This window comes from Mucilaginibacter sp. (assembly GCF_039207105.1).
Taxonomy (GTDB): Bacteria; Bacteroidota; Bacteroidia; order Sphingobacteriales; family Sphingobacteriaceae; genus Mucilaginibacter.
Genome location: NZ_JBCECK010000307.1, coordinates 1 through 2,305 on the forward strand (window position 1 = coordinate 1; position 2,305 = coordinate 2,305).

The 2,305-nt window shown below is 38.3% G+C and carries 1 protein-coding gene; it reads left to right on the forward strand.

Features of this window, described 5'->3' with window-relative positions:
- Positions 1 to 2,305, forward strand: a 2,305-nt coding sequence (locus AAGC65_RS25930; protein ID WP_343115353.1) for an FtsX-like permease family protein, incomplete at both ends; no start/stop codon positions are given.

A 2,305-nucleotide genomic window follows, 5' to 3' on the forward strand; every position in this document is an offset into this window, starting at 1 on the left:
CATTGTAAATGAGTTAAGTTATGATAGGTTTAACACCAACGCTAAAGATATTTACAGGGTAACCCGGAGTTTTAACACAGCCGATGGTGTGCAAACCCTGCACCTGGGCGCCGTAGCCCCTCCGTTTGGTCCTTTATTAAAAAATGAGTTCCCCGATATCAAAAAGGTAACGCGTATATATCCAACAGGTAATATCGTTATGCGTTATAAAGAAAAATTGCTGAGCGAAAAAGATACCTATTTTGCTGATGAGAATTTCTTTGATTTTTTCAGCATAAAAACGGTAAAAGGTGATGCTGCTAAGGCATTGACCGATCCATTTTGTGTAATGATGACCGAAGAAATGGCCCGTAAATACTTTGGTAATGAAGATCCTATAAATAAAGAGATCAGGCTGAATAACCAGGTTAATTTCAAAGTAACCGGCATATATGAACCTTTTCCAACCAATGCTCAATTGCATCCGCAGATGCTGTTATCGTTTAATACCTTAAAAGATAGTACTATTTACGGCGAGAAACAGCTGCAAACCAACTGGGGCAATAATTCCTTTTTTACTTATTTGCTGATGCCTAAGGGTTATAATATGGAACGTATAGCGTCCTTATTACCGGCGTTTTTGGATAAATATGTCCACGGTCCCGGAGAAGCAGGTAATTCTCATGAATCTAAGTATAGTAAATTACATATTCAGAAATTTCTGGACATCCATCTTCATTCGCACCTTGATGATGAGCTCGATCAAAATGGAGATATTAAACGGGTGTACATATTTTCGGCTATAGCCTTATTTATTTTACTGATAGCCTGCATCAACTACATGAATCTTTCTACGGCCCGATCAACATTAAGGGCAAAGGAAATAGGTATCCGAAAAGTAATTGGCGCGCAGCAAAAAGAAATTATCACACAATTTTTAAGCGAATCGGTATTGATCACGTGGTTTTCATTGATACTGGCGTTGATCATCACCTGGCTGCTGATCCCATTGGTGAATAAATTTTCAGATCTGAATCTATCATTCAATACCTTATTAGAGCTTAAAGTACTTATTCCTATTTTATTGCTGCCCTTTGCAGTAGGATTGATTAGCGGCATTTATCCGGCTATTTTCATGTCGTCATTTAAGCCGGTTAAAGTACTAAAAGGTATCATCAAAGTAGGTTCTGGCAATATTTCGTTCCGTAAGGTATTGGTTGTGGTGCAATTTTCCATATCCATTATCTTAATAGTGGCTACCACTATTGTGTTTCAACAATTACGTTATATACAACAAAAATCATTGGGTTTTGATAAAGAACATATTATAACCACGATTAATCCATTTTCAGAAAGCCAGTTTGAAACGTTTAGAAACGAAGTAATTAAAAACAACGCTGATATTAAAGAGTTAGGTAGATCATCCCGTATTCCTTCCGGTCGATTACTTGACAACCAGGGAGTGTCTCTTTTTGAAAACGGCACCTCAAAGCAGGTAAACGCAGATCTCAAATATGTTAATGCCGACTATGGATTTATACCAACCTATGGTATGAAACTGGCCGCAGGTCGCAATTTTTCGCGTGATTTTAGTACTGATAGTAATAACTATGTGATCAATACCAGAGCCGCTCAAGCCCTTGGTTTCAAAACACCTCAAAGTGCTATAGATAAAGAATTGTCATATGGAGGCGTAAAAGGGAAAATTATTGGTGTGGTGAACGATTTTCATTTTGAATCACTTCATCAAAACATCGTTCCTATATTGATGCGCATGCCATCATTTGCAAATAACAGTTACAGAAGACTGTCTGTTAAAATTGACGGTCATAATATAAACTCGGCTATTAATACTATTCAGGAAGCCTGGCGCAAGGCCCAGCCCGAAGTGCCGTTTGAATACACCTTTTTAGATGAGCGTTTCCAAAGGCTTTACAATAGCGAACAACAACAAGGCAGTTTATTTACCATGTTTTCGTTTATAGCCATATTTATAGCCTGCCTTGGATTGTTTGGACTTTCAGCCTTTACCATAACGCAAAGGGTTAAAGAAATAGGGGTGCGTAAAGTCTTGGGAGCAAGTATCCCGCAAATTGTGACAGAATTATCTAAAGATTTCCTGAAACTCGTGCTTATAGCATCATTAATAGCCTTACCTATAGCCTGGTACTCGATGAGTAAGTGGCTGCTTGATTTTGCATTCAGAGTAAGTATCCAGTGGTGGGTATTTGTAATGGCAGGCTTTATTGCCCTGGTTATCGCGTTTGTAACTATAGGTTTTCAATCAATTAAAGCCGCTACCGCTAATCCGGTGAAAAGTTTAAGG